The 24,744-nt window shown below is 61.0% G+C and carries 27 protein-coding genes; 3 read left to right on the top strand and 24 right to left on the bottom strand.

Annotated elements, in window-relative coordinates; all coding sequences use genetic code 11:
• Positions 1-44 precede the first annotated feature (44 nt).
• Entirely contained in the window at positions 45-713 is a 669-nt protein-coding gene (gene ccmB, locus NWV16_RS08705) for a heme exporter protein CcmB (protein WP_007959235.1), read from the bottom strand.
• Complete coding sequence (ccmA, locus tag NWV16_RS08700; protein ID WP_260522710.1) at positions 710-1,345, bottom strand: cytochrome c biogenesis heme-transporting ATPase CcmA; 636 nt, start codon at positions 1,343-1,345, stop codon at positions 710-712. The genes ccmB and ccmA overlap by 4 nt, the downstream gene beginning before the upstream one ends.
• Positions 1,346-1,543: 198 nt before the next feature.
• On the opposite strand from ccmA, the gene NWV16_RS08695 reads away from it, so the two are divergent.
• The gene (locus NWV16_RS08695; RefSeq protein WP_260522709.1) at positions 1,544-3,118 is read left to right on the top strand and encodes a flagellar hook-length control protein FliK; all 1,575 of its coding nucleotides are present in this window, start codon (positions 1,544-1,546) and stop codon (positions 3,116-3,118) included.
• A complete protein-coding gene (locus tag NWV16_RS08690; protein WP_065261107.1) occupies positions 3,115-3,444 on the top strand; it encodes an EscU/YscU/HrcU family type III secretion system export apparatus switch protein in 330 nt (109 codons plus the stop codon). The genes NWV16_RS08695 and NWV16_RS08690 overlap by 4 nt, the downstream gene beginning before the upstream one ends.
• A 61-nt stretch (positions 3,445-3,505) precedes the next feature.
• Here NWV16_RS08690 and NWV16_RS08685 read toward each other — a convergent pair whose 3' ends face one another.
• The 14 genes from NWV16_RS08685 to flhA all read right to left on the bottom strand — a co-directional run bounded on the left by NWV16_RS08685 (position 3,506) and on the right by flhA (position 17,935).
• Positions 3,506-3,901 (bottom strand): DUF2802 domain-containing protein, encoded by a 396-nt coding sequence (locus NWV16_RS08685; RefSeq protein ID WP_260522708.1) that lies wholly within the window; start codon positions 3,899-3,901, stop codon positions 3,506-3,508.
• A complete protein-coding gene (locus tag NWV16_RS08680) occupies positions 3,902-4,387 on the bottom strand; it encodes a chemotaxis protein CheW (RefSeq protein ID WP_065260749.1) in 486 nt (161 codons plus the stop codon).
• Between the two features lie 83 nt (positions 4,388-4,470).
• On the bottom strand, positions 4,471-5,433 hold the full coding sequence (locus NWV16_RS08675; protein ID WP_260522707.1) for a CheW domain-containing protein: 963 nt from the start codon (positions 5,431-5,433) through the stop codon (positions 4,471-4,473).
• 2 nt (positions 5,434-5,435) lie between these two features.
• Positions 5,436-6,224, bottom strand: coding sequence for a ParA family protein (locus NWV16_RS08670; RefSeq protein WP_065260751.1), 789 nt, complete (start codon positions 6,222-6,224; stop codon positions 5,436-5,438).
• 43 nt (positions 6,225-6,267) lie between these two features.
• Positions 6,268-7,158 (bottom strand): flagellar motor protein MotD, encoded by an 891-nt coding sequence (motD, locus tag NWV16_RS08665; RefSeq protein WP_065260752.1) that lies wholly within the window; start codon positions 7,156-7,158, stop codon positions 6,268-6,270.
• A 12-nt stretch (positions 7,159-7,170) separates the two neighbouring features.
• A complete protein-coding gene (locus tag NWV16_RS08660) occupies positions 7,171-7,911 on the bottom strand; it encodes a flagellar motor protein (protein WP_260522706.1) in 741 nt (246 codons plus the stop codon).
• The gene (locus NWV16_RS08655) at positions 7,911-9,047 is read right to left on the bottom strand and encodes a chemotaxis response regulator protein-glutamate methylesterase (protein WP_260522705.1); all 1,137 of its coding nucleotides are present in this window, start codon (positions 9,045-9,047) and stop codon (positions 7,911-7,913) included. The genes NWV16_RS08660 and NWV16_RS08655 overlap by 1 nt, the downstream gene beginning before the upstream one ends.
• 49 nt (positions 9,048-9,096) lie before the next feature.
• Positions 9,097-11,388, bottom strand: coding sequence for a chemotaxis protein CheA (locus NWV16_RS08650; RefSeq protein WP_260522704.1), 2,292 nt, complete (start codon positions 11,386-11,388; stop codon positions 9,097-9,099).
• Positions 11,389-11,427: 39 nt separating this feature from the next.
• A complete protein-coding gene (locus NWV16_RS08645; protein WP_065260756.1) occupies positions 11,428-12,216 on the bottom strand; it encodes a protein phosphatase CheZ in 789 nt (262 codons plus the stop codon).
• A 17-nt stretch (positions 12,217-12,233) separates the two neighbouring features.
• On the bottom strand, positions 12,234-12,605 hold the full coding sequence (locus NWV16_RS08640) for a chemotaxis response regulator CheY (RefSeq protein ID WP_003183998.1): 372 nt from the start codon (positions 12,603-12,605) through the stop codon (positions 12,234-12,236).
• A 167-nt stretch (positions 12,606-12,772) separates the two neighbouring features.
• Positions 12,773-13,513, bottom strand: coding sequence for an RNA polymerase sigma factor FliA (gene fliA / locus NWV16_RS08635; protein WP_007951959.1), 741 nt, complete (start codon positions 13,511-13,513; stop codon positions 12,773-12,775).
• On the bottom strand, positions 13,510-14,340 hold the full coding sequence (fleN, locus tag NWV16_RS08630) for a flagellar synthesis regulator FleN (protein WP_003222917.1): 831 nt from the start codon (positions 14,338-14,340) through the stop codon (positions 13,510-13,512). Before fleN ends, fliA begins: the two co-directional genes overlap by 4 nt.
• Positions 14,341-14,453: 113 nt before the next feature.
• Positions 14,454-15,794 (bottom strand): flagellar biosynthesis protein FlhF, encoded by a 1,341-nt coding sequence (gene flhF, locus NWV16_RS08625; RefSeq protein ID WP_260522703.1) that lies wholly within the window; start codon positions 15,792-15,794, stop codon positions 14,454-14,456.
• Positions 15,795-15,805: 11 nt separating this feature from the next.
• Entirely contained in the window at positions 15,806-17,935 is a 2,130-nt protein-coding gene (flhA, locus tag NWV16_RS08620) for a flagellar biosynthesis protein FlhA (RefSeq protein ID WP_065260758.1), read from the bottom strand.
• Positions 17,936-18,462: 527 nt separating this feature from the next.
• Between flhA and NWV16_RS08615 the strand changes: the two genes are divergently transcribed.
• Positions 18,463-18,837: a DUF6124 family protein gene (locus NWV16_RS08615; protein ID WP_260522702.1), complete on the top strand. Its 375-nt coding sequence runs from the start codon at positions 18,463-18,465 to the stop codon at positions 18,835-18,837.
• A 154-nt stretch (positions 18,838-18,991) separates the two neighbouring features.
• On the opposite strand, the gene NWV16_RS08610 is transcribed toward NWV16_RS08615, so the two are convergent.
• The 8 genes from NWV16_RS08610 to fliM form a co-directional block, all read right to left on the bottom strand.
• Entirely contained in the window at positions 18,992-19,654 is a 663-nt protein-coding gene (locus NWV16_RS08610; RefSeq protein WP_260522701.1) for a hypothetical protein, read from the bottom strand.
• A 174-nt stretch (positions 19,655-19,828) separates the two neighbouring features.
• Positions 19,829-20,968: a flagellar biosynthesis protein FlhB gene (flhB, locus tag NWV16_RS08605; RefSeq protein ID WP_065260760.1), complete on the bottom strand. Its 1,140-nt coding sequence runs from the start codon at positions 20,966-20,968 to the stop codon at positions 19,829-19,831.
• 3 nt (positions 20,969-20,971) lie between these two features.
• A complete protein-coding gene (fliR, locus tag NWV16_RS08600; protein ID WP_260522700.1) occupies positions 20,972-21,757 on the bottom strand; it encodes a flagellar biosynthetic protein FliR in 786 nt (261 codons plus the stop codon).
• Between the two features lie 3 nt (positions 21,758-21,760).
• On the bottom strand, positions 21,761-22,030 hold the full coding sequence (gene fliQ / locus NWV16_RS08595) for a flagellar biosynthesis protein FliQ (protein WP_065260762.1): 270 nt from the start codon (positions 22,028-22,030) through the stop codon (positions 21,761-21,763).
• On the bottom strand, positions 22,027-22,785 hold the full coding sequence (fliP, locus tag NWV16_RS08590) for a flagellar type III secretion system pore protein FliP (RefSeq protein ID WP_065260763.1): 759 nt from the start codon (positions 22,783-22,785) through the stop codon (positions 22,027-22,029). Before fliP ends, fliQ begins: the two co-directional genes overlap by 4 nt.
• Entirely contained in the window at positions 22,785-23,207 is a 423-nt protein-coding gene (fliO, locus tag NWV16_RS08585) for a flagellar biosynthetic protein FliO (RefSeq protein ID WP_409519378.1), read from the bottom strand. The genes fliP and fliO overlap by 1 nt, the downstream gene beginning before the upstream one ends.
• Before the next feature lie 51 nt (positions 23,208-23,258).
• Entirely contained in the window at positions 23,259-23,720 is a 462-nt protein-coding gene (gene fliN / locus NWV16_RS08580) for a flagellar motor switch protein FliN (RefSeq protein ID WP_176704483.1), read from the bottom strand.
• Between the two features lie 53 nt (positions 23,721-23,773).
• Complete coding sequence (gene fliM, locus NWV16_RS08575) at positions 23,774-24,742, bottom strand: flagellar motor switch protein FliM (RefSeq protein ID WP_003222890.1); 969 nt, start codon at positions 24,740-24,742, stop codon at positions 23,774-23,776.
• Between the last annotated feature and the right edge of the window lie 2 nt (positions 24,743-24,744).

Raw genomic sequence — 24,744 nt, 5'->3', positions numbered from 1 at the left:
AGCGGTCTCAGGGTCTTTGCTGGTTAAATTTTAACCAGACCTCATTATTCGCCGACGCTGATCTTCAGGCCAGCAGCTATTGCAAAAGGTGTCAGGGTTATCGCCAGGGCGGTCAGGCTGCCAAGCCACAACAGATAACCAATCGCCGGCATGCCCTGCAACGCCGCCTGCAAGGCGCCACTGCCAAGGATCAACACCGGGATGTACAGCGGCAGAATCAGCAGCGCCAGTAACAGGCCACCGCGTTTCAGACCGACCGTCAGCGCCGCGCCCACCGCGCCGAGCAAGCTCAGCACTGGTGTTCCCAGCAACAACGAAAGCAGCAATACCGGCAGACACGCAGCCGGCAACCCGAGCATCAACGCCAGTAACGGCGAGAGCAAAACCAGTGCCAGCCCGGAAAAAAGCCAGTGTGCCAGCACCTTTGCCAATACCAGAAGTGGCAGGGGGTGCGGCGAAAGGACCCACTGTTCAAGGGATCCGTCTTCGAAATCACTGCGGAAAAGCCCGTCCAGCGAGAGCAGGACCGACAAAAGCGCCGCCACCCAGACTAACCCCGGGGACAAGTTTTGCAATACTTGAGTTTCCGGTCCGACGGCCAGCGGGAACAATGCAATGACGATGGCGAAGAAAATCAGCGGATTGGCCAGCTCCGCCGGGCGGCGGAACAGCAGTCGGGACTCGCGGGCAACCAGCAGGCCGAACACACTCATACTGCCCAGTCCCCCAGATTGATGTCGCGATAACCGACCGGCATCCGGCTCAGCGTGTGGTGGGTGGTCAGCACCACCAGACCGCCCTGCTCGCAATGATTGGCCAAGTGTTCTTCGAGTTGCGCCACGCCTTGCTTGTCCAGTGCGGTGAAGGGTTCATCGAGGATCCACAGCGGCGGACTGTCGAGATACAACCGCGCCAGCGCAACGCGCCGTTGCTGACCGGCGGACAGGCTATGGCAGGGAACATCCTCGAAACCGCGCAATCCAACCGCCGCCAGCGCCTGCCAGATCGCGTCGCGTCCGGCGGGTTGATGCAGGGCGCAGAGCCAGGCGAGGTTTTCTTCCGGGGTGAGCAAGTCCTTGATGCCGGCGGCATGGCCGATCCACAGCAGGTTACGCGCCAGTTCGCTGCGTTGCTCGGCCAGAGGCTGGCCGTTGAGCAGCACCTGACCGTCGGTCGGCTGCATCAGGCCGGCCAGCAAGCGAAGCAGACTGGTCTTGCCGCTGCCGTTGGGGCCGCTGATCTGCACCATATCGCCGCTGGCCAGTCTCAATTCGAGATTCTCGAAGAGCAGTCTGAGATCACGCTCACAGGCGAGGCCGACGGTTTGCAGGACAGGGCTGGTCAAGGGTTCATGGGCCTTATACGGTTCAAGTCGGCTCTGGGGCGGCCGTTAAAGAGTTGCAGCATAAATGCAATGACGGCTCAATCCAGAGAGCTGCGTCAAACAATTGCTATGTTTTTTTGAACGAACGGAAGGACGGGCGGCATTATACATGGCGTCCCCTGCTCTCCCGAGTGCATTTTCCTCAGGTTGTGTCCGCGTATGACAGGCGAAATGAACATCCTCCCGCTCCCGCCCACGACTCCGGCGCCCCCTCGCCCGCAGGTGGGTGAGCTGCTCAAGCTGCTGACGCCGATGGACGGGCTGATTGCCGCCGGACAGAGCGCCAGGGCCGAGGTGTTGTCACAGAAACCGGCAGACCAGGCCTTTCAGGTGCTGCTCAAGGTCACCCTTGACGGCGGCCGCCAGACCACCGTACAGGCAACCAGCCCCCTGCCGCTGCCACAAGGCACCAACCTGGCGGTCACCCAGCCGTCGGCCGGTAATCTGGCAGTTACCGTGCAACAGGCCATCGCCACGGCTGTCGCCACCCTGACTCGCATCGACACCGCGCAATTACCGGTCGGCACACTGCTGCAAGGCAAGGTGCTGACGAATCAGGCCCTGCCGCAAGTGCCGGGACAGCCGGCGGTGTTCCGCTCGACGGTCAGCCTGCTCAACACGGTGTTGAGCGGCAGCACCCTGAGCATCGACAGCCCGCAGCCGTTGCGCATCGGCACGCTGCTGTCGGCGCTGGTGCAGGATTCGCAGACCTTGAAGTTTCTGCCGTTGAGCAACCGTCAGGAACAACTGGCGGTCAGTCAGCAACTGGTCAGCCAGCAAAGCCGTCAGGGTTCGTTGGATGGCTTGCTGAAATTGCTCCAGAGCCTGCCGCCCGCCGACGATCAGACCTCCAGCGATCTGCGCGCGGCCGTGGACAGGCTGCTGGCCAACCTGCCGGACGTCCAGCAACTGACCACCCCCAAAGGCCTGGCCCAGGCGCTGCTCAACAGCGGCGCCTTTCTCGAAGCCAAATTACTGGCCGGGCAAAACCCGACGCTGACCCCGGACATGAAAGGCGACCTGCTCAAGCTGATTGCCCAGCTCACCCCCGGCCTGCCCGGCAACACCAATCTCAATGCGCTTATCGCCGCCAACACTCTGGCCCAGGCGATGCCGAGCTTCGTGCGCAATGCCCTTGGCATGCTCGGCCAGGTCAGCGCCAAACCGCTGCCAGGCGGATTCCCGCTGCCGGACCGGTTGCTGCAGAGCCTGGAAGGTGAAGGCGATCTGGAACACTTGCTGCGCCTGGCCGCCGCCGCAGTCTCGCGCCTGCAAAGCCATCAACTGTCGAGCCTGGAACAGACCGGCATGACCGACGACGGACGCCTGCTCAGCACCTGGCAACTGGAAATCCCGATGCGCAACCTGCAGGATATTGTGCCGTTGCAGGTCAAGTTCCAGCGTGAAGAAGCGCCACAGGAAGAACAACAGCAGGAACGCCGTGACAGCGAGCGCGAAACCAGACAGCCATTGTGGCGAGTCGATCTGGCATTCGACATGGAGCCGTTGGGGCCGATGCAGATTCAGGCGCAACTGATCAGCGGCAGCCTGTCGAGCCAGCTCTGGGCCGAACGCCCCTACACCGCCGATCTGATCGAATCCAATCTGGCCACCCTGCGTCAGCGCCTGCTGGATCGCGGACTCAACGTCGGCGATCTCGACTGCCACCTCGGCACGCCACCGCAAGGCAATCAAACCCGTCTCGAACACCGCTGGGTCGACGAAACCGCATGAACGATTCCACCGCTCCACGCCAGGCCATCGCCCTCAAATACGACGGCAGCCAGGCCCCGACGCTGACCGCCAAGGGCGACGACGAACTGGCCGAAGAAATCCTGCGCATCGCCCGCGACTGCGAAGTACCGATCTACGAAAACGCCGAACTGGTGAAGTTGCTGGCGCGCATGGAGCTGGGCGACAGTATTCCGCAGGAGCTGTACCTGACGATTGCCGAGATCATCGCGTTCGCCTGGAACCTCAAGGGCAAGTTCCCGCAAGGACATGATCCGGATGCACCGATGGTCGAGAAGGACATCACCGATCGCGGCGACGATTACTGAGGGCAAAAAAAATCGCAGTCATGAACTGCGATTTTTTGATTCCACTTGCCGCTCGAAGCCCTCAGCTGCTTCTGTGCAGCTTGCGCATCAACTCCGCCTCAGCCTGGGTCAACCCGCAGGACTGAGTCAGCTCATCGACACTCGCGCCCATCCCCACCAGTTTCGCCGCCTGGGCGAATGACAGGCTTGACGGGTCGCGCTGTTCGAGTTGAGAAATCTTGTCCGGAATCGGACCGACGACCGCGCGCAGCTCATGCAGGGCTTCGCCCATGCGCACGTTGCCGTTCTGGTAGTCGTCGACACGCTTGGCCAGGTCCTTGATGCGCTGGTCACGCAGCGCATCGCCCTGGGCCTGTTGCGCAGCGATCAGGCGCTGCGCCTTGATGTACGCCAGAAACATCGCCAGCGTGCCTGCCCAGAACAGGAACAGGACAATGACCGCTACCTCGAGAATCAATCAGATGTTCTCCAGTTCCGACCATTCTTCTTCAGTCATCATCTTGTCCAGCTCGACCAGGATCAGCAACTCGTTGTTCTTGTTGCATACGCCCTGGATGAACTTGGCCGACTCTTCGTTACCGACGTTCGGCGCGGTCTCGATTTCCGACTGACGCAGGTAAACCACTTCAGCCACGCTGTCGACCATGATGCCGACCACTTGCTTGTCGGCTTCGATGATGACGATACGGGTGTTGTCGCTGATCTCGCCGCTCATCAGGCCGAAACGCTGACGGGTGTCGATCACGGTCACCACGTTGCCGCGCAGGTTGATGATGCCCAGCACGTAGCTTGGCGCACCCGGAACCGGAGCGATCTCGGTGTAGCGCAGGACTTCCTGAACGCGCATCACGTTGATGCCGTAGGTTTCGTTGTCCAGTTTGAAAGTCACCCATTGCAGGATCGGATCTTCGGAACCCTTTGCCGCAGTAGCCTTGTCGTTCATACCCTAGCCCCTCGAAATACCGCAATGGCGGTGTGTGTCTCGTGTGCCGGCATGGAATGCCGGACATGTCTGTTATGTAAGTGTCATGTCGTTTTGTGGGTCGGCTTACTGCCGGACATGTGCTTTGCCCCACCGCTGGCGATCAGCTCGGCCAGTGCGGAGACATCGAGCAAGGCGCACATGTGTTCGATCACCGTGCCCGCGAGCCATGGCCGCTGACCCCGGTGACTTCTCCATTTGATTTCATTCGGATCCAGACGCAGCGAGCGACTGACCTGATGCACCGCCAGGCCCCACTCGTAACCCTGTACCGAAATCACGTATTGCAGGCCTTGACGGAAGTCATCGCGATAGCGATCCGGCATGACCCAGCGCGCAGTGTCCAGCACCTTCAGGTTGCCGGCCTGGCTCGGCAGGATGCCGAGAAACCATTCGGGCTGGCCGAACAGCGGCGTCAACTCATGGCCGGTCAGCGAATAGATTGAGCCCAGGCACACCAGCGGCACCGCCAGGGTCAACCCGGCCACATCGAACAGCAGGCATTCGAAGGCTTCCGAAGCCCAGGCCGGACGGCCGTCGGTGTCCACCGGTGGCGGTGTATTGCTCGGCGGCAGATGCACTTCGACCAGCGGTGCAACCAATGCCTGTTCAACGACCGGTTCAACCGGCGCAACAACTGGCTGAACTGGCGGTTCGACCGGAGCCGGTTCGGGTTGTGCCTGAAGAAGCTGTGTTTGCAGCAAGGGCGCGAGGGTCGATACCACGCGAACCGGCTCGGGCTCCTTGATCAGAGGTGCCGCCGCTTTGGCCACCACAGCGGCGGGCGCTGCAACCGGAGCAGCAGGCCTGGCGGCTTGCTGCGCATCGCGGGCCTGTTCTTCAAGCACCGCCGCCTGGAACTCATCCAGCTCCGCGGAGCTTTCAACCACCTCGACCGGCGCCTCGACTTCCTGCGGGAGCTCTTGCTCGACTTCCTGCAGCAAGCTGTCCAGATAGGACTGCACAGCCAGTTGCGGACGCGAAGTCAGTTTGATCGGCCGATTCATGCTCAGGCCACCTGCGCAACGAGCTGCTGCGCCAGCAGATGCTTGAGCAGCGCGCGGTAAGCCAGCACGCCACGGCTCTTGCCGTCGAATTGCGAAGGCGTGACGCCGGCACGGCTGGCGTCGCGCAGACGGGTATCGACCGGGATGTAACCCTGCCAGATCTCGTCGGGGAATTTGTCACGCAGCACGCGCAAGGTGCCCATCGACGCCTGGGTGCGGCGATCGAACAGGGTCGGCACGATGTTGAACGGCAACGCCTGTTTGCGCGAGCGGTTGATCATCGCCAGGGTGTTGACCATCCGTTCCAGACCTTTGACGGCCAGGTGTTCGGTCTGCACCGGGATCACCAGTTGCTGGCTCGCGGCCAGGGCGTTGACCATCAGCACGCCGAGCAACGGCGGGCTGTCGATGATCGCGTAATCGAAGTCCTGCCACAGTTGCGCCAGACTCTTGGCGATCACCAGGCCCAGGCCACTCTGCCCCGGCGACTGGCGCTCGAGGGTGGCCAGCGCAGTGCTCGACGGCAGCAGGGAAATGCGTTCGTCACTGGTGGACAGCAGCAACTGGCCCGGCAGGCCTTGCGGCACACCGCCCTTGTGCAGGAACAGGTCGTAGTTGCTGTGTTCCAGGCTGTCGGGGTCGTAACCGAAATAGCTGGTCATCGAGCCGTGCGGATCGAGATCGACCACGACCACGCGCTTGCCCGCCTCCGCCAGCAAACCGGCTAAAGCGATGGAAGTAGTGGTTTTACCAACACCACCCTTTTGATTGGCGACTGCCCAGACTCTCATTCGGATCGTTCCTCCCGGCCGAGATGCTCGGCCGAGACATGGCTCAGCGTATTAATGCGGGCGACGGAGAATTGACGGCACTCTCGCGTCCCGGCGTCTTGACCGGGGTCGGTGCAGTTTGTGTGCCAGCACGCTTCAACGCGGCGTCCGGTGTTGCATTGGCGGTCCCGGTGCCTGTCAGGCTGCGGCGTACATCGAGATTGCGCGACACCACCAGCACCACGCGACGATTCTTGGCCCGGCCCTCGGCCGTGGCGTTGTTGGCCACTGGCTGGAATTCGCCATAGCCCACCGAGGCCATGCGACCAGGGTTCACGCCCTGCATCGCCAGCATGCGCACGATGCTCGCCGAACGCGCCGAAGACAGCTCCCAGTTGGTCGGGTACTGAGCGGTGCGAATCGGCTGGTCGTCGGTGAAGCCTTCGACGTGGATCGGGTTATCGAACGGTTTGAGGATCGCCGCGACCTTGTCGATGATGTTGAACGCGATGTCGCTTGGCATGGCATCGCCGCTGCCGAACAACAGGCTGGAGTTGAGCTCGATCTCGACCCACAGCTCGTTGCCGCGCACGGTCATCTGGTTGCTCGCGATCAGGTCGCCGAACGCGGCGCTGATATCGTCGGCGATGCTTTTCAACGGATCGCTGGCACCGGCGATGCCGGCATCGACCTGCTCGCTGTCCTTGACCAGCGGCTTGGCCGGGGTCACGGTCTTGGGGCGCTCCTCACCGATCGGGATCGGCTTGAGCGCGCGGTCGGAGTCGGTGAAGACCCCGATCAGCGCTTCGGAAATGATCTTGTACTTGCCTTCGTTGATCGACGAGATGGAGTACATCACCACGAAGAAAGCGAACAACAGTGTGATGAAGTCTGCGTAAGACACGAGCCAGCGCTCGTGATTGACGTGTTCTTCATGCTGGCGACGACGGGCCATGAGGCTATTCCCTTAATCCATGAAGCCTTGCAGCTTCAACTCGATGGAGCGTGGGTTTTCACCTTCGGCGATCGACAGAATGCCTTCCAACAACATTTCGCGATAACGCGACTGCCGCAACGCGATTGACTTGAGCTTCGCAGCGATCGGCAGCAACACCAGGTTGGCACTGGCCACACCGTAGATGGTGGCGACGAATGCCACGGCGATGCCGTTGCCCAGTTGCGATGGATCGGCCAGGTTGCCCATCACATGGATCAGGCCCATGACCGCACCGATGATACCGATGGTCGGCGCATAGCCGCCCATGCTTTCGAAGACCTTGGCCGCTTCGACATCGCGGGCTTCCTGAGTGTAGAAATCCACTTCAAGGATGCTGCGGATGGCTTCCGGTTCGGCGCCGTCGACCAGCAGCTGCAGGCCTTTGCGCGAGTAGGCATCCGGCTCGGCATCCGCCACGCCTTCCAGGCCCAGCAGGCCTTCCTTGCGCGCGGTGAGGCTCCAGTTGACCACTCGATCGATACCACCGGCCAGATCGACACGGGGCGGGAAAAAGATCCACGCCAGAATCTGCATGGCACGCTTGAACGCGCTCATCGGCGATTGCAGCAAGGCGGCACCGATGGTTCCGCCCAGCACGATCAGCGCCGCCGGGCCGTTGGCCAGCGCGCCGAGGTGACCACCTTCAAGGAAGTTGCCGCCGATGATGGCGACGAACGCCATGATGATCCCGATAAGGCTCAGAACATCCATCAGATACACGCCTCGACGATGTGCCTGCCGATATCGTCCAGACCGTACACCGCATCCGCGAGGTCAGCCTTGACGATGGCCATCGGCATGCCATAGATCACGCAGCTGGCTTCATCCTGGGCCCAGACGGTACTGCCGCCCTGCTTGAGCAAGCGTGCGCCTTCACGACCATCGGCGCCCATGCCGGTCAGCACAACCGCCAGAACTTTGTCACTGTAGGATTTGGCTGCGGAGCCGAACGTGATGTCCACGCAAGGCTTGTAATTCAGACGCTCGTCGCCCGGCAGGATTTTCACCGCGCCACGGCCATCGACCATCAGCTGTTTGCCACCCGGGGCCAGCAGTGCCAGACCCGGACGCAGAATGTCGCCATCCTCGGCTTCCTTGACGCTGATGCGGCAAAGCTTGTCCAGACGCTCGGCGAAAGCCTTGGTGAAAGCCGCCGGCATGTGCTGGATCAGCACGATCGGCGCCGGGAAGTTGGCCGGCAACTGGGTCAGAACCCGTTGCAGGGCCACCGGGCCGCCGGTCGATGTGCCGATCGCGACGAGCTTGTAGTTTTTGCGCTTCGGTGCGGGCGACGAAGCACTGGCGGCCGGAGCGCGAGCCGGTGCGGGCGCGGGTGCCGGACGGGCTGCAGCGCTGCTGTGACTGCCAAAGCCCGACGGCGCAGGAGCCGCCGGTGCTGGCGCCGGTGCGGCAGCAGGCGCTGGCGCACTGTAGGCACTGAAACGACGATTGCTGCGCGAAATGCTGTGAACCTTCTCGCACAGCAATTGCTTGACCTTCTCCGGGTTGCGCGAGATGTCTTCGAAATTCTTCGGCAGGAAATCCACCGCGCCGGCATCCAGCGCATCCAGGGTGACCCGGGCGCCTTCATGAGTCAGCGAGGAGAACATCAACACCGGAGTCGGGCAGCGCTGCATGATATGTCGCACCGCCGTGATGCCATCCATCATCGGCATCTCGTAGTCCATGGTGATCACGTCCGGCTTGAGAGCCAGGGCCTGATCGATCGCCTCTTTGCCGTTGGTCGCCGTACCGACGACCTGGATGCTCGGATCCGCTGAAAGAATTTCCGAGACGCGGCGGCGGAAAAAACCCGAATCGTCCACCACCAGGACTTTGACTGCCATAAACACTCCATTAGGTGCAGCGGGACAGGGTCGCCCCGCTGCCCCGGATTCAAATACGCCGTGCGGCGTAACGCTTGAGCATGCTTGGAACATCGAGAATCAGCGCAATGCGGCCGTCACCGGTAATGGTGGCGCCGGACATGCCCGGAGTTCCCTGCAGCATCTTGCCCAATGGCTTGATGACCACTTCTTCCTGACCGACCAGTTGATCGACGACAAAGCCGATCCGCTGGGTGCCCACCGAAAGGATCACCACATGGCCTTCGCGCTGCTCTTCGTGAGCGGCCGAGCTGACCAGCCAGCGTTTGAGGTAGAACAATGGCAACGCCTTGTCCCGCACGATCACCACTTCCTGGCCGTCCACCACGTTGGTGGTCGACAGGTCGAGGTGGAAGATTTCGTTGACGTTCACCAGCGGGAACGCGAACGCCTGGTTGCCGAGCATGACCATCAGGGTCGGCATGATCGCCAGCGTCAGCGGCACCTTGATGACGATTTTCGAACCCTGGCCCTTGGTCGAATAAATGTTGATCGAACCGTTGAGCTGGGAAATCTTGGTCTTCACCACGTCCATGCCGACACCGCGACCGGACACGTCGGAGATCTCGGTCTTGGTCGAGAAGCCCGGGGCGAAAATCAGGTTGTAGCACTCGGTATCGCTCAGACGGTCGGCTGCATCCTTGTCCATCACACCACGCTTCACGGCGATGGCACGCAGGATGTTCGGATCCATGCCTTTGCCGTCGTCGGAAATCGACAGCAGGATGTGGTCGCCTTCCTGTTCGGCCGCCAGAACGACCTTGCCGCCGCGGGGCTTGCCCGACGCTTCGCGTTCTTCCGGCGATTCGATGCCGTGGTCGACCGCGTTGCGCACCAGGTGGACCAGCGGGTCGGCCAGCGCCTCGACGAGGTTCTTGTCGAGGTCGGTCTCTTCGCCCACCAGTTCCAGATTGATCTCTTTCTTGAGCTGACGGGCAAGGTCGCGAACCAGACGCGGGAAACGACCGAAGACTTTCTTGATCGGCTGCATCCGGGTCTTCATCACCGACGTCTGCAAGTCAGCGGTAACCACATCGAGGTTCGACACGGCCTTCTGCATGGCCTCGTCGCCACTGTTCAGGCCCAGACGCACCAGACGGTTACGCACCAGCACCAGCTCGCCGACCATGTTCATGATCTCGTCGAGACGCGCGGTGTCCACGCGAACGGTGGTTTCGGCTTCGCTCGCCGGTTTTTCCGGTGGCGGTGTCGCCGGGGCACGGGCCGGAGCCGGTGCGGCAGCGGCGGCCGGCTTCGGTGTTTCGGCTTTCGGTTCAGGCTTGCTTTGCGGCGCTTTCGCGGCAGGGTTCGCCGCAGCGGCCGGGGCTTTGGCAGCAGGCGCTGCCACCGCGGCAGCGCTGCCGGCAGTCACGGGCGCACCGGTGGCAACGTCGGTGAACTTGCCTTTGCCGTGCAGCTCATCCAGCAGCGATTCGAACTCGTGATCGGTGATCAGATCGCTGCCCGCTGCAGCGGCTGCAGGCGCGGTCGATGCGGGAACCGATGCCATTGCCGACTCCAGCGCATCGACGGCAAAGTTGCCCTTGCCGTGCAGCTGATCGAGCAAGGCCTCGAATTCGTCGTCGGTGATGTCCGAGTCATCGCCGGCTGCCGGGGCCGCCGGCGCGGCTGCAGCCGGTGCGACGGCGTCGGCCGCGAACTGGCCCTTGCCATGCAACTGATCGAGCAGCGACTCGAATTCAGCGTCGGTGATTTCATCGCTGGCGGTTTCGTCGGAAGCCGGCGCAGCGGCAGCCGCCGGGGCCTCGGCTTCGGCCTTGACGGCGCTCAGCGAGTCCAGCAACTGTTCGAATTCATTGTCGGTGATATCGCCCGAATCGCCAGAATCGCCTTCAACGACCAGCTCTTCGATCATCTCGGCTACCGGCGAGGCCGCAACCTCATCCGCCGATTGCGGTTCGGCCAGGCGCGCCAGCGCGGCCAGCAGTTCCGGGGTTGCAGCGGTGATAGGGCTGCGATCGCGGACTTCGCCGAACATGCTGTTCACCGAGTCCAGCGCTTCGAGCACCACGTCCATCAGTTCTGCATCTACGCGACGCTCACCCTTGCGCAGGATATCGAACACGTTTTCGGCGATGTGACAGCACTCCACCAGCTCGTTGAGCTGAAGGAAGCCGGCGCCCCCTTTTACAGTGTGGAAACCGCGAAAAATTGCGTTGAGCAGATCTGCGTCATCCGGGCGGCTTTCCAGCTCGACCAGTTGTTCGGACAGTTGCTCAAGAATCTCGCCGGCCTCAACCAGGAAATCCTGAAGGATCTCTTCATCGGCGCCGAAGCTCATTAATGGGGTGCTCCTACAGGTCTAAAAACCCAAAAAAACTCAAAATCCAAGGCTGGATAGCAAATCGTCCACATCGTCCTGACCGGACACAACGTCTTCTCGTTTATCGGCATGAATCTGCGGACCTTCACCCTGCGAGAGATGTTTTTGTGGATCTTTTTCAGCGAGCATCGCCGCACGGTCATGTTCGATGCCCGCAAAGCGGTCCACCTGACTGGCCATGAGCACGAGTTTGAGCAGATTGCTTTCGACTTCGGTGACCAGCTGGGTCACACGCTTGATCACTTGACCTGTGAGATCCTGATAATCCTGGGCCAGCAGAATGTCGTTGAGGCTGCTCGACACCGCACGGTTGTCCGTGCTGCTGCGCGCCAGAAAACCGTCGACCCGGCGTGCCAGTTCGCGGAACTCCTCTGCCCCGACTTCACGGCGCATGAAGCGTCCCCAATCGGCACTCAACGCCTGGGCTTCGTCAGCCAGGCCATTGACCACCGGCGTGGCGCTTTCCACCAGATCCATGGTGCGGTTGGCCGCAGCTTCAGTCAGCTTGACCACATAGCCCAGGCGCTCGGTCGCATCAGTGATCTGCGACACCTCCTCGGCCTGCGGCATATGCGGGTCGATCTGGAAGTTGACGATTGCACTGTGCAGTTCGCGCGTGAGCTTGCCGACTTCCTGGTACAGGCCTCGGTCACGGGTCTGATTGAGCTCATGGATCAGTTGCACAGCGTCGCCGAACCGGCCTTTTTCAAGGCTTTCGACCAGTTCGACCGCGTGTTTTTTCAGCGTCGACTCGAAGTCGCCCTGTGAAGATTCTTTATGCTCCATAGCTCCCCCGCGCGTCATCAGCCGATGCGTTCGAAAATCTTCTCGATTTTTTCTTTCAGCGCCTGAGCCGTGAAAGGTTTGACCACGTAGCCGTTGACGCCGGCCTGGGCGGCTTCAATGATCTGCTCGCGCTTGGCTTCAGCGGTCACCATCAGCACGGGCAGGTGCTTGAGCTTTTCATCGGCGCGCACGTGGCGCAGCAGGTCGATACCGGTCATGCCGGGCATGTTCCAGTCGGTCACCAGAAAGTCGATGCTGCCGCTGTTGAGCACCGGAATGGCGGTGGTGCCATCGTCGGCTTCAACGGTGTTGGTGAACCCGAGGTCACGCAACAGGTTCTTGATGATCCGCCGCATCGTTGAGAAGTCATCAACGATGAGGATTTTCATGTCTTTGTTCAATTCGACCTCCAAGCAGTCTTAAACGCGCCCAGCACCTGGACGCGCCATTTCAATCAATCCGGCAAAGCACTCGATGACTGTCTGGAGCACAACAGAGCAAGACCGGTGCCGCTCACCACCGCACCAGCCTCGTTCGCAGTGTCCCCACACCGCCTTCAGCGCGCTCGCCACTCCCCCAAACGCCCCCGCAAACGGGCCGCGCACTGGCTGTGTAACTGGCTGACCCGCGATTCGCTGACGCCAAGGACTTCACCGATTTCCTTGAGGTTCAGTTCTTCGTCGTAGTACAGCGCCAACACCAGTCGCTCACGCTCCGGCAAATTGGCAATCGCGTCCGCCAGCGCCGCCTGGAAGCGCTCGTCTTCCAGGTCGCGCGACGGCTCAAGATGAGCACTGGCGCCATCCTCGTGCAGCCCTTCATGTTCGCCGTCCTGCAACAGGTCGTCGAAACTGAACAGTCGGCTGCCCAGGGTGTCATTCAAAATCCCGTAGTAATCGTCGAGACTCAACTGGAGTTCGGCCGCAACCTCATGATCTTTAGCGTCACGGCCGGTTTTAGCCTCAATCGAGCGAATCGCGTCGCTGACCATGCGGGTATTGCGGTGAACCGAGCGCGGTGCCCAGTCCCCCTTGCGCACTTCATCGAGCATCGCGCCGCGGATACGGATGCCCGCGTACGTTTCGAAACTCGCACCTTTGCTGGCGTCGTATTTGGTCGAGACTTCGAGCAGACCGATCATCCCGGCCTGGATCAGGTCCTCGACCTGCACACTGGCCGGCAAACGCGCCAGCAAGTGATAGGCGATGCGCTTGACCAATGGCGCGTAACGCTCGATCAGTTCGTACTGCGCGTCACGTGCCGACTTCTTGTAAAGATTCATACCGCTGGCGGTCATAGCACTGGTCCTGCCGTTTGCTGCACGAGGCGCTCGACGAAAAATTCGAGATGGCCGCGCGGGTTGGCGGGCAGCGGCCAGGTATCGACCTTTTGCGCGATCGCCTTGAACGCCAGTGCGCACTTGGAACGCGGGAAGGCTTCATAGACCGCACGCTGCTTCTGCACCGCCTTGCGCACGCTTTCGTCGTAAGGCACCGCACCGACGTATTGTAAGGCCACGTCAAGAAAGCGATCCGTGACCTTGGTCAACTTGGCGAACAGATTGCGACCTTCCTGCGGGCTCTGGGCCATGTTGGCCAGGACGCGGAAGCGGTTCATGCCGTAATCGCGGTTGAGCAACTTGATCAGCGCGTAGGCGTCGGTGATCGAGGTCGGCTCGTCACAGACCACCAGCAACACTTCCTGGGCTGCGCGCACAAAACTGACTACCGAGTCACCAATACCCGCAGCAGTGTCGATCACGAGTACATCGAGATTGTCGCCGATGTCGCTGAATGCCTGGATCAGACCGGCATGCTGGGCCGGGCTCAAGTGAACCATGCTCTGGGTGCCGGAAGCGGCCGGCACGATGCGGATGCCACCGGGGCCCTGCAAGAGTACGTCGCGCAGCTCACAGCGACCCTCGATCACATCGGCCAGGGTACGTTTGGGCGTGAGGCCCAGCAGAACGTCGACGTTCGCCAGACCCAGGTCGGCGTCCAGCAGCATGACCCGACGGCCAAGTTCTGCCAGCGCCAGGGACAAGTTCACTGACACGTTAGTCTTGCCGACGCCACCCTTGCCGCCGGTCACCGCGATCACCTGTACGGGATGCATGCTGCCCATGTTATTTCTTTACCTTGTCTTGCATGGACGGAGGCCACATTACTGGCTGCGCGTTCACAACCGGAACAATGCATGGCAGACCATCTATGTAGGTACAAAAACTGTTCATTACCTCAGCCAACCTGCTTGGTCGGACTGTGGTAGATATCAGCGAACATGTCAGCCATGGCTTCTTCGCTGGGTTCTTCCTGCATTTGCACGCTGACGGCGCGGCTGACCAGTTGATGGCGGCGCGGCAGATGCAGGTCATCCGGAATCCGCGGGCCGTCGGTCAGATAGGCGACCGGCAGTTCATGACTGATTGCCAGACTCAGCACTTCGCCAAGGCTGGCCGTTTCATCCAGTTTAGTCAGGATGCACCCGGCGAGCCCGCAACGCTTGTAACTGTGATAAGCGGCGGTTAGAACCTGTTTCTGGCTGGTGGTTGCCAGCACCAGATAATTTTTTGAACGAATGCCGCGACCGGCCAGGCTTTCCAGCTGCATGCGCAATGCCGGATCGCTGGCCTGCAGGCCCGCGGTATCGATCAGCACCACGCGTTTGCGCAGCAGTGGATCCAGCGCCTGCACCAGGGACTGGCCCGGGTCGACGTGAGTCACCGATACATTGAGGATGCGGCCCAGGGTTTTCAACTGCTCCTGAGCGCCGATGCGGAAACTGTCCATGCTCACCAGCGCGATGTTCTGCGCGCCGTACTTGAGCACGTAACGGGCTGCCAGTTTGGCCAGTGTGGTGGTCTTGCCCATGCCGGCCGGGCCGACCATGGCAATGACCCCGCCCTCTTCCAGCGGCTCCACTTCCGGTGTGACGATCATGCGCGCCAGGTGCGCGAGCAGCATGCGCCAGGCCTGACGAGGCTCTTCGATGTCGCTGGTCAGCGCCAGCAGGTCACGGGCCAGCGGACCGGACAGGCCGATGCGCTGCAGACGACGATACAGATTGGCCTGGGCCGGACGGCTGCCCTGCAGCTGATTCCAGGCCAGGGTGCCCAGTTGCACTTCCATCAGCTCGCGCAGGCTGTTGAGTTCGAAACGCATCGAATCCAGTGCACGCGGATCGACACCGGCAGCCACCGGCGCAGGTGCGGGCGCCGGACGTGCAGGTGCGGCGTAGGTGGGTTCGCTCAAGGGCTCGGCAGCCGTCAAAGGCAGGCCGGCGGTCAATGGCAGCCCGGCGAACAGCTGGCGATTGGTGCTGCCGTCGGCTTCACCGCGCATGCTCAGCTCGGCCTGTGCCGTGACGATGCGCGACTGGGTCTTGCGCAGCTCGTCTTCGAGTTCCATGTTCGGAACCCGTGGCGCCAGCGCCGACAGTTTGTAATCCAGCGCCGCCGTCAGCTCGACACCGCCGGCAATGCGGCGGTTGCCAATGATGGCGGCATCGGCGCCCAGCTCATCACGAACCAGTTTCATGGCCTGACGCATATCGGCGGCGAAAAAACGCTTAACTTGCATAAACCACTACCTCAGCCGTTGGGCCCTACTGTCGCAACGATGGTCACTTGCTTGTTGTCCGGAATTTCCTGGTAGGCCAGCACATGCAGTCCGGGGACTGCCAGGCGGCCGAAGCGCGAGAGCATCGCGCGAACCGGCCCTGCTACCAACAGGATCACCGGCTGTCCTTGCATTTCCTGGCGCTGCGCCGCTTCGATCAGCGAACGCTGCAGCTTCTCGGCCATGCTCGGCTCCAGCAGAACGCCCTCTTCCGAGCCTTGTCCTGCCTTCTGCAAACTATTGAGCAATATTTGTTCCAACCTTGGCTCCAGCGTGATGACTGGCAGCTCGGACTCAGTCCCTACAATGCTTTGGACGATGGCACGGGATACGCCGACCCGCACGGCAGCCACCAGCGCGGCGGTATCTTGACTCTTGGCGGCGTTGTTGGCGATGGCTTCGGCGATGCTGCGGATGTCGCGCACCGGCACGTGTTCGGCCAACAGCGCCTGCAATACCTTGAGCAGTTGTGACAGCGAGACCACGCCCGGCACCAGCTCTTCGGCCAGTTTCGGCGAGCTCTTGGCCAGCAATTGCATGAGTTGCTGCACTTCCTCGTGGCCAATCAGCTCGCTGGAGTGCTTGTAAAGAATCTGGTTCAAGTGGGTGGCGACCACGGTACTGGCGTCCACCACGGTGTAGCCGAGCGATTGCGCCTGGGCACGCTGACTGACTTCGATCCAGACGGCCTCGAGACCGAAAGCCGGATCTTTGGCGGTAATGCCGTTGAGCGTGCCATAGACCTGCCCCGGGTTGATCGCCAGTTCGCGCTCCGGATAGATCTCGGCCTCGGCCAGAATCACCCCCATCAGGGTCAGGCGATAGGCACTTGGCGCCAGGTCGAGGTTGTCGCGGATGTGCACGGTCGGCATCAGGAAGCCCAGATCCTGCGAGAGCTTCTTGCGCACGCCCTTGATCCGCGCCAGCAACTGCCCGCCCTGGTTGCGATCCACCAGCGGAATCAGCCGATAACCGACTTCCAGGCCGATCATGTCGATCGGTGTCACATCATCCCAGCCCAGTTCCTTGGTTTCCATGGCGCGAGCCGGCGACGGCAGCAGTTCCTGCTGACGCTTGACCTCTTCCAGCGCCTGCACCTTGGCCACGTTCTGCTTTTTCCAGAACAGGTAGGCGCCACCGGCGGCCAGCGCGGCCATGGTCAGAAACGAGACATGCGGCATGCCCGGCACCAGCCCCATGATCGCCATCAGACCGGCGGCGACCGCGAGGGCTTTCGGCGAGGCAAACATCTGGCGGTTGATCTGCTTGCCCATGTCTTCCGAACCGGAAGCACGGGTCACCATGATCGCGGCCGCTGTCGACAACAACAGTGATGGCAATTGCGCCACCAAACCGTCACCGATGGTGAGCAAGGCGTAAACCTTGCCCGCGTCGGCGAAGGACATGTTGTGCTGGAAGATACCGACCGCCATGCCGCCGATCAGGTTGATGAACAGAATCAGCAGACCGGCGATGGCGTCACCACGGACGAACTTGCTGGCACCGTCCATCGAACCGTAGAACTCTGCCTCCTGGGCGACCTCCTGGCGACGGGCCTTGGCCTGGGCCTGGTCGATCAGACCGGCGTTGAGATCGGCGTCGATGGCCATTTGTTTGCCGGGCATCGCATCGAGGGTGAAACGCGCGCTCACCTCGGAAATACGTCCGGCACCCTTCGTCACCACGACGAAGTTGATGATCATCAAAATCGCGAAGACCACGATACCGACCACATAGTTACCGCCGATCACCACCTCGCCGAAGGCCTGAATCACCTTACCGGCAGCGGCGTGACCGTCCTGACCGTGGAGCATCACCACCCGGGTCGACGCCACGTTCAGCGCAAGCCGCAGCAAGGTCGCCACCAGCAGGATCGTCGGGAACACCGCAAAATCCAGCGGCCGCAAGGCGTACACGCAGACCAGCAGCACGACGATCGACAGGGCAATGTTGAAGGTGAAGAACACGTCGAGCAGGAACGGCGGCACCGGCAGCATCATCATCGCCAGCATGACCAGCAGCAACAGCGGCACACCCAGATTGCCTCGACTGAGTTCGGCAATGTTCGAGCGAGCACTGTTGATTAACTGAGAGCGATCCACCGGTTTTCCCCGTTCCTTTAAAGCAAACTTTTGACGCCCCAAGCGGGCGCACGGCGGCTACTGCAAGAAGCCTTCCAACTTTTGCCGATGATTGAAACAGAGGGGTTTGAGTGTGGTTTTTCTGCTGGGCGGGATGTCGCTTTCGCAAGAAGTCAGCAAAAAGTGCCTTTTAAACTCGAGTGTTTAAAAGACACCTCCAGACACGCCTTGGAGGCTACGAATCCTTGCGCCATTGCCTACCGCTACGCCAGAATCCGCCGGCTTGTGCGCTTTGGGGTCGGATTCTATTGTGGATCGGTCGTTGACGAATCAGCGATCGGGTTTAGCGACTCGGCTCAATTTAAAGGTGCACCAGCGTTCCAGGCTTCGTTGCGGATCTGTATGTCTGCAATTTCGTTATGGTGGCTGTATGCGGGAGACCCTTGTGGTCTGCCGGGTGCCTTTGACCGGTTCGCTAACCTGCGTACAGCCGCCACCTTCCTGTTTAGCGACTGGATCTGGCGGCTCCACCCCAAAGGAGCTTCACCATGATCAAACCAACACCCAACCCGCCCGAAACCGACCCTGCCTCGCCCTACGAATCCCTCGACTCCAGAAAGCTTCACGAAGCCGCCGACCGCGCCCTCGATCACTATCTCTGCCCGCCCGGCGCCACGCCACCGCCCCGCAGAACCCGCCGGATGTTTGCCGTCACCGCAGACTTCAAAAACGAAGAGCTGCTGGTCGAGCTCTGCGAAACCCTCGCTTCCGCCAGAACCATCGCCAATGACTTCGCCCACCTCATGCCCGCCTCGCAACGCAGGACGCTGACGGGCATCGGGCAACTGATCATGCTTGGGGAACTGGCAGCGAATCGGGTGCTGAATAATCTGGAGCTACAACCGTCGCAGACCTCTGTGTAAAGGCTTGAGAAATGCGTCGTGGCGGTCGACGCTTTCGCGGGCCCGCTCGCAAAAACGCCCCCCACAAACAACTCATTTCATCGGACGCAAAAAAGCCGCCACCGAACTTAATCGGCGGCGGCTTCATTCATTACCCCATCGAGTCGGCCCCTCATCACTGCGCCGTGAGTATTCTTTGTGGCGGAATCTCGCCGAACTCGAGTTGCGCACCGATCATGTACAACGTCCCACGTAACAATTGCACACCCTCGACCTCTACCGAGTCTTCGTGGGCATAGCCCAATACTACTTTGGTTTCCGGCGATTTGAACTCGGGGAATTCAACATCGCTCTCCAACAGGTTGAGTGCCCACTGGAAATAAATCAGCGGCAAATCAGCAATGCGGATCTCGCGACCGTCCCCCCAACGAAAGTCTGTACGCGCGGTAATCTGCAGTTGTCCATCGACGACCTCGAAATGCGGCTTGGCGTAACGTTTTTCCAAGCCTCCACTAGACCATTGATCCATGTAGAACTCTGGATGCGTGAAGACTTTGAACAATGTCGGGTTGTTGGTGATTTTCCCCGCCGAATCAAAGAAATAATTGTAGGCATAGTGGTAGGCCGTACCGTCCAGTTCTGGGCGGATGGCGTTTACCGGATGATTCAGATAGCCGGGTATGAACTGATCGGCCATGACTTTGAAATTCAGGAAATCAAGATTCATTCTAAAAACTACGACATAGCCAATAGCCTTTTCAGAAGAATTCTCTTCCAATCGCCCCGAGACAAACTCGAGATTCATACCCGAAAGTTTTCTATACAGACGCTCTACCATGATGACCACCCCTGACCAGTCCTGAGCATCTCGAACGCTTCAGACACATGCCCGAGAGCGCCAACGACGAGACCTCCAAAGGGAACATTCCCGCCGCTATGAATGCACCGATAGCCCATCGCCGTCTACTGTCAGAACTGTCAGGTATGGATGTTTTTCAGACGAGCTGCCGAGTCAGGAATCGCGTCGCAGATCCGGCGGAATCGGCAGGTCGTCCTTGAGCGGTTCCGGGAACTTACCCTTGCCTGCGCGGTGCTGGCGGATCTGGTAGACGTAGGCCAGTACCTGAGCGACCGCCAGGTACAGGCCGCCGGGAATCTCTTCTTCCAGCTCGGTGGAGTAGTAGATCGAACGCGCCAGGGCCGGCGATTCCAGGAGCATCACCTCGTTGGCGGTGGCGATCTCGCGGATTTTCAGCGCCAGGAAGTCAGTGCCCTTGGCCAGCAGCACCGGCGCCCCGCCCTTCTCCGAATCGTACTTGAGCGCCACGGCGTAGTGGGTCGGGTTGGTGATGACCACGTCGGCCTCGGGGATCGCCGCCATCATCCGCCGCTGCGACATCTCGCGCTGCACCTGACGGATCCGCTGCTTGACCTCCGGTCGGCCCTCCTGGTCCTTGTGCTCGTCGCGCACTTCCTGCTTGGTCATCTTGAGCTTCTTGATGCTCTCCCAGATCTGCACGGGAACATCGACGGCCGCGATGATGATCAGCCCGCACGCCATCCACAGGGTGCTCCAGCCCACCACTTGCAGGCTGTGAATGATGGCCCGGTCCATTGGCTCATGGGCGATGCGCAACAAGTCGTCGACATCCCCGGACAACACCACCAGCGCCACGGCAAGAATGATCAGGAATTTGGCCAACGCCTTGAGCAGTTCGACCACCGACTTCATGGAGAACATGCGTTTGAGACCGGACAACGGGTTCATCCGGCTGAACTTGGGCGCCAGAGAACCCGCCGCAAACAACCAGCCGCCGAGGGCGATCGGCCCCAGAAACGCAGCCAGCAGCAACGTGATCATGATCGGTTGGATCGCCAGCAGCGCCGACAGCCCGGAGCTCATCAGGAACCGGCCCATGGCGCCCTGATCCATGACAACTTCGCGCGACAGCGTGAAATTCACGCGCATCAGCTCCATCAGGTCCTGCGCCAGCATGCCGCCGAAAATCAGCAGCGCCCCGGAACCGGCCAGCATGATCGCCAGCGTGTTGAGCTCCTTGGAGCGGGCAATCTCGCCCTTTTCCCGGGAGTCCTTCTTGCGCTTCTCCGTGGGGTCTTCTGTCTTGTCCTGACCGCTCTCGCTCTCTGCCATGACTCAGCGCGCCTGTGCCAGTTCGCGTAACAACTGCAAGGCTTCGACGGCCAGCGGTTGATACTGGTTGAGAATATCCGCCAGACCGACCCAGACGATAAACAGGCCAAGCACCAGGGTCAGCGGGAAACCGATCGAGAAAATGTTCAGTTGCGGCGCCGCGCGCGTCATCACGCCGAACGCAATGTTGACCACCAGCAGCGCGGTGACCGCCGGCAGCACCAGCATCAATGCCGCACCGAGCACCCAGCCGAGCTTGCCGGCCAGTTCCCAGTAATGCGCCGTCATCAGACCGGCACCGACCGGCAGCGTGGTAAAGCTTTCGGTGAGCACTTCGAACACCACCAGATGCCCGTTCATGCCGAGGAACAGCAGCGTCACCAGCATGGTGAAGAATTGCCCGATCACCGCCACCGACACGCCGTTGGTGGGGTCGATCATCGAGGCGAAACCCATGCCCATTTGAATCGCGACGATCTGCCCCGCGATCACGAAGGCCTGGAAAAACAGTTGCAGGGAAAACCCGAGCACCGCCCCGACCAGAATCTGCTCGGCAATCATCAACAGCCCGCTCAGGTCGAGGGGACTGACCGCCGGCATGGGCGGCAGGTTCGGCGAAATCACCACCGTGATCGCCAGGGCGAGGTACAGACGGATGCGCTTGGGGACCAGCGTGGTGCCGAAGACCGGCATCACCATCAGCATGGCGCCGATGCGAAACAGCGGCAGCATGAACGTCGCCACCCAGGTGCTGATCTGGGCGTCGGTCAACTGAAGCAGCGACTGCATGGCCTAGCCGATGACCAGCGGAATGTTTTTGTACAACTGGATGATGTATTCCATGAAGGTCTGAATGATCCAAGGACCGGCGACGATCAGGGTCACCAGCATCACCAGCAGACGCGGCAGAAAGCTCAGGGTCTGTTCGTTGATCTGCGTCGCCGCCTGAAACATCGACACCAGCAGGCCCACCAGCAGACTCGGGACCACCAGGATCGCGACCATCATCGTGGTCAGCCACAAGGCTTCGCGAAAGATGTCGACCGCTACTTCCGGCGTCATGGTGAAACACCTCCGAAACTGCTGGCGAGGGTGCCGATGATCAGCGCCCAGCCGTCAACCAGCACGAACAGCATGATCTTGAACGGCAAGGAAATGATCAGCGGCGACAGCATCATCATACCCATCGCCATCAGCACACTGGCCACGACCAGGTCGATGATCAGGAACGGAATGAAGATCATGAAGCCGATCTGGAACGCGGTTTTCAGTTCGGATGTGACGAACGCCGGCACCAGAATGGTCAGCGGTGCCTGATCCGGCGTGGCGATGTCGGTGCGCTTGGACAGACGCATGAACAGCTCCAGATCCGTGGAGCGAGTCTGCGCCAGCATGAAGTCCTTGATCGGCACCTGAGCCTTTTCCACCGCTTGCTGGGCGGTGAGTTTCTCCGCCAGATAGGGCTGCAGGGCATCGTTGTTCACCCGGTCGAATACCGGCGCCATGATGAACAGGGTCAGGAACAACGCCATGCCGGTGAGGATCTGGTTCGACGGTGTCTGCTGCAGGCCGAGGGCCTGACGCAGGATCGAGAACACGATGATGATCCGGGTGAAGCTGGTCATCAGAATGACGGCGGCCGGGATGAAACTCAGCGCCGTCATGATCAGCAGGATCTGCAGGCTGACCGAATACTCCTGCGCCCCGTTGGCATTGGTGCCCAGGGTCACTGCCGGGATCGACAACGGATCGGCGGCGAACGCCAGTGGCGCGGCCAACATCAAGGCCAGGGTCAAGACGATGCGCAACGCGCCCATTACTTCGTATCCTTCTGATCCTTGCCCAGGATCTTCAACAGATGCTGGGCAAACTCCGGAGTCGCTTTCTCGGATGTGGCCGGGACTTCTACCGGCTCCTTGAGCACATGCAGCGCGGTGATGGTGCCCGGGCTCAACCCCAGCAGGATCTGCTCGCTGCCGACCTGTACCAGCAGCAGACGGTCACGAGGACCGAGCGCACGGGAACCGATCAGCTCGATCACCTGCCCCTTGCCCGCCGGCCCCGCGTTCTGCACCCGACGCAGCAGCCAGGCGAGGAAGAAGATCAGCCCCACCACCAGCAACAGACCGAACACCAACTGCGTCAATTGCCCGGCGACGCCGCTGTTGACTGCCGGGGCTACCGCCGGAGCAGCCGGAGCGACCGCAGCTGTCGCCGCAGGTTCAGCGGCCATGACCATCAATGGCAGCGCCAGCACCGCAGCCAGCAAGGAGCACAGAACCTTTTTCACTCAGCGCAGCTTCTTGATGCGTTCGCTTGGGCTGATCACGTCGGTCAGGCGGATGCCGAACTTCTCGTTGACCACCACCACTTCACCGTGAGCGATGAGGGTGCCGTTGACCAGCACGTCCAGCGGCTCACCGGCCAGACGATCGAGCTCGATCACCGAACCCTGGTTCAACTGCAGCAGGTTGCGAATGTTGATGTCGGTGCTGCCCACTTCCATCGAAATCGACACCGGGATGTCGAGGATCACGTCCAGATTCGGACCGTCCAGACTCACGGGCTCGTTGCTCTTGGGCACGCTGCCGAATTCTTCCATCGGCACACGGTTGGAGCTCGACACGCCGGCGTCGGCCGCCAGCAGCGCATCGATATCGGCCTGACCGCCCTCGCCGGTTTCTTCCAGGGCCGCAGCCCACTCGTCAGCCAGTGCCTGATCGTCCTGGGCGTTCATTTCGTCGTTCATCATTTGTCCTCGGCGGGCAACAATTCAGTTAAATGCGAAAGGGGTGTGGCGCCGCTTCAGCGGCGCTCGATCGGCTCGATGACCTGCAACGCGAGGTTGCCTTTGTGCGAGCCCATCTTGACCTTGAAGGCCGGCACGCCGTTGGCGCGCATGATCATGTCTTCCGGCATTTCGACCGGGATCACGTCACCCGGCTGCATGTGCAGGATGTCGCGCAGTTTCAACTGGCGGCGAGCCACGGTGGCGCCGATCGGCACGTCGACATCGAGCACGTCCTGACGCAGGGCGTTGACCCAGCGCTCGTCCTGGTCGTCGAGGTCCGACTGGAAACCGGCATCGAGCATTTCACGCACCGGCTCGATCATCGAGTACGGCATGGTCACGTGCAGGTCGCCGCCACCGCCGTCGAGTTCGATGTGGAACGTGGAAACCACGATTGCTTCGCTCGGGCCGACGATGTTGGCCATGGCCGGGTTCACTTCCGAGTTGATGTACTCGAAGTTGACTTCCATGATTGCCTGCCAGGCTTCTTTCAGATCGACGAACGCCTGCTCCAGCACCATGCGTACCACACGCAGTTCGGTCGGGGTGAATTCACGCCCTTCGATCTTGGCGTGACGGCCGTCGCCACCGAAGAAGTTGTCCACCAGTTTGAACACCAGCTTGGCGTCCAGGATGAACAGCGCGGTGCCGCGCAGGGGTTTGATCTTGACCAGGTTCAGACTGGTCGGCACGTACAGCGAGTGCACGTATTCGCCGAACTTCATCACCTGCACGCCACCGACGGCAACGTCCGCCGAGCGGCGCAGCATGTTGAACATGCTGATGCGGGTATAACGGGCAAAACGCTCGTTGATCATCTCCAGAGTCGGCATGCGTCCACGGACGATGCGATCCTGGCTGGTCAGGTCGTAGCTTTTGACACTGCCGGGTTCGGCAGCGTTATCGGTCTGTACCAGACCATCGTCGACGCCATGCAACAGCGCGTCGATTTCATCCTGGGACAGCAGATCCTGCACGGCCATGT

It is taken from the genome of Pseudomonas sp. BW7P1, assembly GCF_024981055.1.
GTDB classification, from domain to species: Bacteria; Pseudomonadota; Gammaproteobacteria; order Pseudomonadales; family Pseudomonadaceae; genus Aquipseudomonas; species Aquipseudomonas bananamidigenes.
This window is presented reverse-complemented; position numbering and strand designations above follow the sequence as displayed.

Coding starts and splice junctions, on each gene's coding strand:
- ccmB (WP_007959235.1), bottom strand. CDS start 713: ATGAGTGTGTTCGGCCTGCTGGTTGCCCGCGAGTCCCGACTGCTGTTC.
- NWV16_RS08695 (WP_260522709.1), top strand. CDS start 1,544: ATGACAGGCGAAATGAACATCCTCCCGCTCCCGCCCACGACTCCGGCG.
- NWV16_RS08690 (WP_065261107.1), top strand. CDS start 3,115: ATGAACGATTCCACCGCTCCACGCCAGGCCATCGCCCTCAAATACGAC.
- NWV16_RS08680 (WP_065260749.1), bottom strand. CDS start 4,387: ATGAACGACAAGGCTACTGCGGCAAAGGGTTCCGAAGATCCGATCCTG.
- NWV16_RS08675 (WP_260522707.1), bottom strand. CDS start 5,433: ATGAATCGGCCGATCAAACTGACTTCGCGTCCGCAACTGGCTGTGCAG.
- NWV16_RS08670 (WP_065260751.1), bottom strand. CDS start 6,224: ATGAGAGTCTGGGCAGTCGCCAATCAAAAGGGTGGTGTTGGTAAAACC.
- motD (WP_065260752.1), bottom strand. CDS start 7,158: ATGGCCCGTCGTCGCCAGCATGAAGAACACGTCAATCACGAGCGCTGG.
- NWV16_RS08660 (WP_260522706.1), bottom strand. CDS start 7,911: ATGGATGTTCTGAGCCTTATCGGGATCATCATGGCGTTCGTCGCCATC.
- NWV16_RS08655 (WP_260522705.1), bottom strand. CDS start 9,047: ATGGCAGTCAAAGTCCTGGTGGTGGACGATTCGGGTTTTTTCCGCCGC.
- NWV16_RS08650 (WP_260522704.1), bottom strand. CDS start 11,388: ATGAGCTTCGGCGCCGATGAAGAGATCCTTCAGGATTTCCTGGTTGAG.
- NWV16_RS08645 (WP_065260756.1), bottom strand. CDS start 12,216: ATGGAGCATAAAGAATCTTCACAGGGCGACTTCGAGTCGACGCTGAAA.
- NWV16_RS08640 (WP_003183998.1), bottom strand. CDS start 12,605: ATGAAAATCCTCATCGTTGATGACTTCTCAACGATGCGGCGGATCATC.
- fliA (WP_007951959.1), bottom strand. CDS start 13,513: ATGACCGCCAGCGGTATGAATCTTTACAAGAAGTCGGCACGTGACGCG.
- fleN (WP_003222917.1), bottom strand. CDS start 14,340: ATGGGCAGCATGCATCCCGTACAGGTGATCGCGGTGACCGGCGGCAAG.
- flhF (WP_260522703.1), bottom strand. CDS start 15,794: ATGCAAGTTAAGCGTTTTTTCGCCGCCGATATGCGTCAGGCCATGAAA.
- NWV16_RS08615 (WP_260522702.1), top strand. CDS start 18,463: ATGATCAAACCAACACCCAACCCGCCCGAAACCGACCCTGCCTCGCCC.
- NWV16_RS08610 (WP_260522701.1), bottom strand. CDS start 19,654: ATGGTAGAGCGTCTGTATAGAAAACTTTCGGGTATGAATCTCGAGTTT.
- flhB (WP_065260760.1), bottom strand. CDS start 20,968: ATGGCAGAGAGCGAGAGCGGTCAGGACAAGACAGAAGACCCCACGGAG.
- fliR (WP_260522700.1), bottom strand. CDS start 21,757: ATGCAGTCGCTGCTTCAGTTGACCGACGCCCAGATCAGCACCTGGGTG.
- fliQ (WP_065260762.1), bottom strand. CDS start 22,030: ATGACGCCGGAAGTAGCGGTCGACATCTTTCGCGAAGCCTTGTGGCTG.
- fliP (WP_065260763.1), bottom strand. CDS start 22,785: ATGGGCGCGTTGCGCATCGTCTTGACCCTGGCCTTGATGTTGGCCGCG.
- fliO (WP_409519378.1), bottom strand. CDS start 23,207: ATGGTCATGGCCGCTGAACCTGCGGCGACAGCTGCGGTCGCTCCGGCT.
- fliN (WP_176704483.1), bottom strand. CDS start 23,720: ATGATGAACGACGAAATGAACGCCCAGGACGATCAGGCACTGGCTGAC.
- fliM (WP_003222890.1), bottom strand. CDS start 24,742: ATGGCCGTGCAGGATCTGCTGTCCCAGGATGAAATCGACGCGCTGTTG.